This window comes from Streptomyces sp. NPDC057253 (genome assembly GCF_042669125.1).
Lineage (GTDB): Bacteria > Actinomycetota > Actinomycetes > Streptomycetales > Streptomycetaceae > Streptomyces.
In genome coordinates this window covers 1-7,561 of record NZ_JBHUXV010000238.1, presented here as the reverse complement: position 1 = coordinate 7,561, position 7,561 = coordinate 1, and the positions used below count along the sequence as shown (strand labels likewise).

Below are 7,561 nucleotides of genomic sequence, written 5' to 3'. Positions count from 1 at the left end.
GGTTCAAGGTGCCGTGGCGTGCCCCCGGCCGGGCTTGCGGCGCCCGGTTCGCGCGCCTGCAAGGCGCCGGACGCCACGATGAACGGACCGGGGACATCGCGCGGGCTGCCAGGGTCGCATCCGGGATGCCGGCTGCGTACCACCGGGGTGGCCCCTCCTGGAGCGCCTCGCCAGGGCGGTGCCCCGCGACGTGGTGTGGGGGATCACGCGCTCCGCGTTGCGGTTCGATGCCCCTGGCGAACCCCGTCGAGGCGGCGGTCCACGAAGCGCCGGGCTGCGGGGCGAACGCCCGAGTCGGCGTAGCCACCGTCTCCGGCCTGCGGATTCCGGCGCGTCGATCCCTTACACCACTCGGCGGACACTCGGCGGGACGCCGACTTCGGTGCAGACCGTCCCGTCCGTGCCCTACCGGACCGGATCGGGCAGCTTTCCGGGTCCCGCTCCCCCGGCGACCTGAGACGGCGTCTCCGATCCACCGGGAGATGTCGTGGCCGACCTCGGTCGCAGCAGGACGACGCCGACCACGGCGGCGAACAGCACCAGGCCGGCGGAGACACCGATGCACAGCCTCAGTCCGTCCAGGAACGCGTCCGAGACCGCACCGAGGGCCCGCCCGGCGTTCGCGCCCAGGTCCATGCGGGCCACGGCGCCCAGGCCTCCGGTGTCCACGGCCGCGGTGACCTGGTGCACCGTCGCGGCGGGTAGTCCGGCGTCGGTGAGATGACCGGGCAGGGAGTCGGTGGCCCTGGTGGTCAGCAGGGTGCCCAGCACGGCCGGTCCGAGTGCGCCGCCGACCTGTCGGAAGGCGTTGTTGCCCGCCGACGCCATGCCCGCCTGGTGGTGCGGCACGGCCGCGACCGCGGTGGCCGTCATGGGCGTGATGACGGTGCCGAGGCCCACCCCCAGCAGGAACAGCCGCCAGGCGAGGGAGACGAACGAGACATCGGCGTCGATGCCGATCAAGGAGAGCAGTGAGGCCGAGACCAGGAGCAGACCGGCGGTGATCAGGGCGCGCGGCGTGAACCGGTGCATCAGCTTCCCGGCCGGCATGCCCGCCAGGATCGCCCCGAAGGTGATCATGAAGAGTCGGTAGCCCGCCTCCAGGGTGTCGAGCTGCTGCACCATGCCGAAGAACAGGCTCAGCACGAAGAAGAAACCGATCATCCCCAGGAAGGTGATCATGGCGACCAGGGTGGTCGCGGTGAACGCCGGGCTGCGGAACAGCGTGAGGTCCAGCATCGGGCTGCTGCTGCGTCGCTCCACGAGGACGAAGGCGGCACCGGAGATCACCGCCAGGGACAGCGCAACCAGGACCTTGACGTCGGTGAACGAGTCGGCGCCGCCCTCGATGACGCCGTAGACCAGCGCGGTGATCGCCACCATGCCGGTGAGCTGGCCCGGCCAGTCCAGGCGGCGCGAACCGGGGGCACGGGAGTCGGGCACCAGCCGCGCGGCGACCACGATGGCGATCAGCGAGACCGGGACGGGCAGCAGGTAGATCCAGCGCCACGCGAAGTGTTCGATGATCACTCCGGACAGCAGGGGGCCCAGGTTGAGGGCCGCCATCAGGGCGGTCGCCCACAGGCCGATGAACTTGCCGCGCTCCCGGTGGTCCGGCACCGCATGGCTGATCAGCGCCAGCGTGGTCGGCAGGAGGGCCGCCGCCCCGAGCCCGGCGACCGCCTGCCCCACCCACAGGACCTCGACGGACTGCGCGCTCAGGGCGATGGCGGCCCCTCCCCCGGCCATCGCCAGACCCGCGAGATAGACCTTCTTGCGACCGTGTACGTCACCGAAGACCCCGGCGGTCAGAATGAGTGCGGCCATGGACAGGACGAACGCGTCCGTCACCCAGGCCAGTTGGGACGTGGACGCGTGCAGCGCCCGCTGGATGGCCGGCAGGCTCACCGAGACGGTGGTCACCGGCAGGTAGGCGATGAACACGCCGAGGCAGGCCATGACGAGCGTGACCGCCCGCCCCTCGCCAGGCGCCTCCGCCCTTGTCGTGCCGTTCACGAGAATTCCCTTCCATGACGCCGTGCGCCGAGTCAACTGCAATCGGAGACAGCGTCGGCCCCGATGCGTGCACAGGCCAGCCACAGGGGGTGGAACGCGGAAAACCGATATCCGGGCCGGGTGTGACGCGGATTTCCGACGTGGACCGCAGGGCTCCGGCTACAGGCCCTGCCGACCTGTGGCCCACGTCACCCAAACTTGCAGCCGTCGCATCTAGTGCAGGTTCAGAACTCTTTGCAGAGTGTGCAAGAATCTCTCTCATGGCTCGCCCCACCGAAAGCCTGCGTGAGCGCAGGCGCCGTGAGACACGACGGGAGATTCACGCCGCCACCCTGCGGCTGGCCGGGGAACACGGCTTCGACAAGGTCACCACCGAGATGATCAGCGAAGAGGCCGGAGTCTCCCCGCGTACCTTCTTCAACTACTTCCCGAGCAAGGAAGCGGCGGTCATCCAGGAGCCGCCGCAACCCTCGCAGGAGTACGTCGACGCCTTCATCGAAGCCGGGACGGCACAACCGCGCGAAGTGCTCGCGGATCTCACCCGGTTCCTCCTGCAGGGCATGGTCGACCACCCACCGAAGCGCGACGAGTTCCAGGCCACGTTCGGGGCAGCCGCCGAGCACCCACCCGTCCTCGCCGCGCTGCTCGCCCGCTTCCAGGCGTTCGAGCGGACCCTGGCGGCGATGGTGGCGACCCGCACACAGCAGGACCCGGGGGACGAGTTGCCCCGTCTGATGGCCGCCCTCGCCATGACCGCCGTGAAGACCGGCATGGAGAGCTGGGCGTCGGCCGACCCCACCGACGAACACGACAGCCCGATCCCGTACATCGAGCGCGTGCTCGCGGTGCTCCGCGGCCTTCTCGCCCCCTGACCACACCCCGTCCCACCTCTTCCGACCCGCCCACCCCGGACGCGGCAGCCCGCGTACCGCCCCCTGTCTTCGGAGTGACCCGTGACCGACACCATCCCGGCCGAGGAGGCGGAGGAGAGCGACTCCTCCGGCCTTCCTCCGCACTTCGCCCTGATCTTCGCCGGCCTGATGGCCGCGATGCTGCTTTCCTCCCTCGACCAGACGATCGTCGCCACCGCGCTGCCCACGATCGTCGGTGAGCTGCACGGCGTCAGCCACATGGCGTGGGTGACGACCGCGTACATCCTCGCCGCCACGATCGGCATGCCCGTGTACGGCCGCTTCGGCGACCTGGTGGGCCGCAAGGCCCTGTTCCTCAGCGGAATCGGCATCTTCATCACCGGCTCCGTGATCGCAGGCGCCGCGCCCAACATGACCACGCTGATCATCGGCCGCGCGGTCCAGGGCCTGGGCGGAGGCGGTCTGATGATCACCTCCCAGGCGATCATCGCCGACCTCGTACCGCCCCGGCAGCGCGCCAAGTACATGGCTCCCATCGGGGCCGTCTTCGGTCTGTCCGCGGTGGTCGGACCGCTGCTCGGCGGATTCTTCACCGACCACGCCAACTGGCGCTGGTGCTTCTGGATCAACCTCCCGATCGGCCTCGTCGCCCTCGCTGTGTGCGCCTACGCGCTGCGTCTGCCGCGCCGCTCCGGCAAGGTCACCATCGACTACACGGGCATCGCCCTGATGGCCGCCGCCGTCACCGGCACCGTGCTCGTCGCGGACTGGGGAGGCACCGACTACGGCTGGACGGACCCGGTGATCCTCGCTCTCGGTGCGGGCACGGTCGCCGTCTGGACGCTGTTCTTCCTCTCGCAGCGCCGTTCGCCGGAGCCGATCATCCCGCTTCGCCTGTTCCGCAGTCCGATCTTCAACATCGCCACGCTGATCAGCATGATCATGGTGGGCATCGGCATGTTCGCGGTGATCGGCTACCTGCCGACCTATCTGCAGATGGTGTACGGGGTGAGCGCGACCGAATCCGGACTGCTGCTGCTTCCCATGGTGGTGGGCATCATGGCGACGGCCGTCCCGTCCGGCCAGCTGATCAGCAAGACGGGGCGCTACAAGGTCTACCCGATCATCGGCGCCGTCCTGATCGGCGTCACCGCGCTGCTGATGTCCCTGACCCTCGACATCGACACGCCGATCGCGCTGATCCTCGGATACGTGTTCCTGCTCGGTGCCGGCTGCGGTCTGCTGATGCAGAACCTCGTCCTGGCCGTGCAGAACGCCTTCCCGGCCAGCGAGGTCGGAACCGCCACCTCCGCGAACAACTTCTTCCGCGAGATCGGCGCCACCCTGGGCACGGCGGCCGTCGGCGCCATCTTCACGCACCGGCTCACCGACCAGCTGGCCGCCCGCCTGCCAGGCGGAGCACTCAAGGCCACCGGTGACACCAACTCCCTCACCCCGGCCGCGGTGCACGCGCTGCCCGACAAGATCCAGGACGCCGTGGTCAGCTCCTACCAGCACGCGCTGACCCCGGTCTTCGGATACCTGGTGCCGCTGTTCGCCGTGGGCGTGGTGCTGGCCTTCCTGCTTCCGGAGAAGCCCCTGTCCGACACCAACGCCGAGACGGAGACCGATGCCGGGGTGCCCGTCGCCCCGTAGGCCGACACACCTCCCGGCTCCGGTCCGCCCCTTCCCGTGTCCCCGCGGTGAGGGGGCGGACCCGTGTCCGGCCTCAGTCGGCGGTCGTCACCGAGCCGTAGAACCTGGCCGCGATGTCGGTGAACGAACGGATCAGCGGGTCGGCGTTGGTACTGCTCCACGCCACGACCAGTCGGCTCTCGGGCATGTCGGTGACGGGAACGCAGACCAGCCCGGCGGGCAACACGTGCCCGAGCGGCATCAGCCCGACCGTGCCGTTCCACAGGACCGCCTGGACGCACTCGTGGACCGTGCGCACCACGGGTCCCTCCCGCAGCTCTCCGCTGGCGGCACTCCAGTACGCGCGCCAGACCGGGTCGCTGTCCTCGGGAAGCCGGAACCACCGCCGCCCGGCGAGGTCGGCGACGGCCAGGCTGTCCCGCCCGGCCAGCAGGTCGTCGGTGCGCAGTACCGCGCCGACGGGGTCGGAACGCAGTACCCGGACAGTGATGCCCGTGTCGTCGAACGGCCATCTGGTGAGGGCCACGTCGACCAGACCGCCGTGCAGACCCGTGGTGGGATCGGTGAGGTCCGCCTCGCGGACCCGCACGTCGACATCCGGGTGCAGCTTCCTGAACGCCTCGACGAGACCGGCCCCGGCCTCGTCCGCGCTGTCGGCGAGAGTGCCGATGGTCAGGGCGGCGGTACCGGACATCGCCGCGACCCGGGCCCGAACGTGCTCGGCCTGGTCGAGAAGTGTCCGGGCCTCGTCGTAGAGGGCGCTGCCCGCGGCGGTGAGGGAGACCCCGGTGGCCGACCGGTGCAGCAGGACGGCACCGAGGTCGGCCTCCAGCTGCTTGACCGCCCGGCTCAGCGGTGGCTGGGTCATGTGCAGGCGCAGCGCGGCGCGCCCGAAGTGGCGTTCCTCGGCGACGGCGACGAAGTAGCGCAGGGAGCGTAGGTCCATCACCAGCAACGATACCGGCACGGCATGGGGGTTGCGCAATGGGTGTTGGACACCCCGATCAGGACACGGTGAGGTGGACAGCAGACCATCCGCCGGGCCGTGGCGCGGCGGTGTCGCGCCCAGCAGCCAAGGACGACGAAGGAGCCGTTTCATGGCCCAACACCCGGCACCCGAGCCCTCTGCGCACGTCATTCGCCCCCGGGAGCTCGCCCGCGACCTCCTGCTGATTCCTCAGCTGCCGGGCGAGCTGGCGGCCAACATGGGCGTCATCGGGGGAACGCACTCCGTACTCGTCGTCGAGACGGGCATGGGCCCGCGCAACGGGGAGGCCCTGCTCCGGTTCGCGACGGAGTACGCCCGTGGACGCAGGATCTACCTGACGACCACCCACTTCCACCCCGAACACGCCTTCGGCGCCCAGGCCTTCGCCGGCGAGGCGGAGTACCTGGTGAACCGGGCGCAGGCCAAGGACCTGTCCACGAAGGGGGCCGGCTACCTGGACATGTTCCGCGGGTTCGGCGGGCCCATCGCCGAACAGCTGGAGGGCGTCGAACTGGTCTCCCCGGACGTCGTCTACGACCACACCCATGTCCTCGACCTCGGCAGCCGCGTGGTGCAGCTGCGCGCCACCGGCCGGGCCCACACCCTGGGCGACCAGGTGATCACGGTTCCGGACGCGGGCGTGATGTTCACGGGCGACCTGGTCGAGGCCGGGCAGTTCTCGATCTTCCCCTGGTTCCCGCCGTACGACACCGACGTGTCCGGCACCCGCTGGATCACCGTGATGGAGAAGCTCCTCGCCGAACAGCCCGAGGTGGTCGTACCCGGCCACGGCGCCGTCGGCGGCCCCCAGTTGCTCGCCGACGTCCGGGACTACCTCCGGCTGCTGCGCGACGAGACCTGGCGGCGCCGGGACTCCGCGGTGAGCGAGGAGACGATCGTGGCGGAGGTCACCGCGCTGATGCTCGACCGTCATCCGGAGTGGATCGGCCAGGAGTGGATCGAGAAGGGCGTCGGCTGCCTGTGCGCCGAGCACGCCCACTGAATACCAGCACACACCTCCCACCCATCGCATCCCAGGAGGGCACACCCGTGCCGAGAACCCCGATCACCCGCCGCAGAGCCGTCACCACCGCACTCGCGGCAGCCGCCTTCGTGGGCGTCGGCGCCCTGCCCGCCGCCGCGCGGCCCGGCGGCGCACTCCCCCGCACCGGTGGCGGACAGGGCGACTGCGCCGACCTCGAGTACCAGAAGCGGGTCTCGGTCCGTCTGCAGAAAGCGCTGTGGCAGGACGGCGACACCTCCCTGGTGGACGAGTTCGTCAGCCCCACCTACATCCAGCACAACCCGCTGGCCGCGGACGGTCCCGAAGTGCTCAAGGCCATCGCCACCGCCGTGCACCAGCAGTTCCCCGACGAGAAGTTCAACATCGTCAGGGTGCTGTCCGAGGGCGACCTCGTGGTGATGCACACCCACCAGGTCTTCGTGCCCGGGACCCCCGGCCGGAACGTCATCGACATCGTGCGGTTCGCACACGGGAAGATCGCGGAGCACTGGGACATCATCCAGGACGTGCCCTCGACCCCGTCGGTCGGCGGCCACGACATGTTCGCCACGCTCAGCAGCCCGCGCACCGACCAGCCGGGCCCGCAGCGGCTGACGGCCCGCAGCAAGCGGGTCGTCCTTGAGTACGTCAACCGGCTGGCACGCCAGGACCTGTCCGTCCTCGACGACCTGCTGGCTCCCAACGTCATCCAGCACAACCCCAACCTCCCCGACGGCGCGAAGGCCACCAAGGCCGTCTACGCCGACCACTTCAAGCAGTTCCCGGAGCTGACGTTCGACCTGAAGCGGATCGTCGCCGAGGGCGACCTGGTGGCGGTGCACGCGCACCTCGTCGACACGCCCGGAGCGCTCGGCCAGGCCGTCGCCGAGATCTTCCGGGTGCGCGACGGGAAGATCATCGAGCACTGGGACGACTTCCAGGACGTACCGGCCACCTCCCAGAACGACAACACCATGTTCTGATGCACACCAGGTCTGCGTCCGGTGGGCAGGACCCGCTCACGGG

The 7,561-nt window shown here is 70.1% G+C and carries 6 protein-coding genes; 4 read left to right on the top strand and 2 right to left on the bottom strand.

Going from position 1 to position 7,561, the window contains the following annotated elements; translation table 11 throughout:
• Nucleotides 1-405: 405 nt before the first annotated feature.
• Nucleotides 406-2,016, bottom strand: a complete 1,611-nt coding sequence (locus tag ACFULQ_RS47955) for an MFS transporter (protein WP_383557831.1) — start codon at nucleotides 2,014-2,016, stop codon at nucleotides 406-408.
• Between the two features lie 260 nt (nucleotides 2,017-2,276).
• On the opposite strand from ACFULQ_RS47955, the gene ACFULQ_RS47950 reads away from it, so the two are divergent.
• Both ACFULQ_RS47950 and ACFULQ_RS47945 read left to right on the top strand, forming a co-directional pair.
• On the top strand, nucleotides 2,277-2,888 hold the full coding sequence (locus ACFULQ_RS47950; protein ID WP_361278331.1) for a TetR family transcriptional regulator: 612 nt from the start codon (nucleotides 2,277-2,279) through the stop codon (nucleotides 2,886-2,888).
• A gap of 81 nt (nucleotides 2,889-2,969) precedes the next feature.
• Nucleotides 2,970-4,544 (top strand): MDR family MFS transporter, encoded by a 1,575-nt coding sequence (locus tag ACFULQ_RS47945; RefSeq protein ID WP_361278334.1) that lies wholly within the window; start codon nucleotides 2,970-2,972, stop codon nucleotides 4,542-4,544.
• A gap of 73 nt (nucleotides 4,545-4,617) precedes the next feature.
• Here ACFULQ_RS47945 and ACFULQ_RS47940 read toward each other — a convergent pair whose 3' ends face one another.
• Complete coding sequence (locus tag ACFULQ_RS47940) at nucleotides 4,618-5,490, bottom strand: LysR substrate-binding domain-containing protein (protein ID WP_361278336.1); 873 nt, start codon at nucleotides 5,488-5,490, stop codon at nucleotides 4,618-4,620.
• Between the two features lie 151 nt (nucleotides 5,491-5,641).
• Here ACFULQ_RS47940 and ACFULQ_RS47935 point away from each other — a divergent pair, with 151 nt between their 5' ends.
• Both ACFULQ_RS47935 and ACFULQ_RS47930 read left to right on the top strand, forming a co-directional pair.
• Entirely contained in the window at nucleotides 5,642-6,535 is an 894-nt protein-coding gene (locus tag ACFULQ_RS47935) for an MBL fold metallo-hydrolase (protein ID WP_361278338.1), read from the top strand.
• Between the two features lie 47 nt (nucleotides 6,536-6,582).
• Entirely contained in the window at nucleotides 6,583-7,518 is a 936-nt protein-coding gene (locus tag ACFULQ_RS47930; RefSeq protein WP_383557827.1) for a nuclear transport factor 2 family protein, read from the top strand.
• Nucleotides 7,519-7,561 lie beyond the last annotated feature (43 nt).

Coding starts and splice junctions, on each gene's coding strand:
- ACFULQ_RS47950 (WP_361278331.1), top strand. CDS start 2,277: ATGGCTCGCCCCACCGAAAGCCTGCGTGAGCGCAGGCGCCGTGAGACA.
- ACFULQ_RS47940 (WP_361278336.1), bottom strand. CDS start 5,490: ATGGACCTACGCTCCCTGCGCTACTTCGTCGCCGTCGCCGAGGAACGC.
- ACFULQ_RS47935 (WP_361278338.1), top strand. CDS start 5,642: ATGGCCCAACACCCGGCACCCGAGCCCTCTGCGCACGTCATTCGCCCC.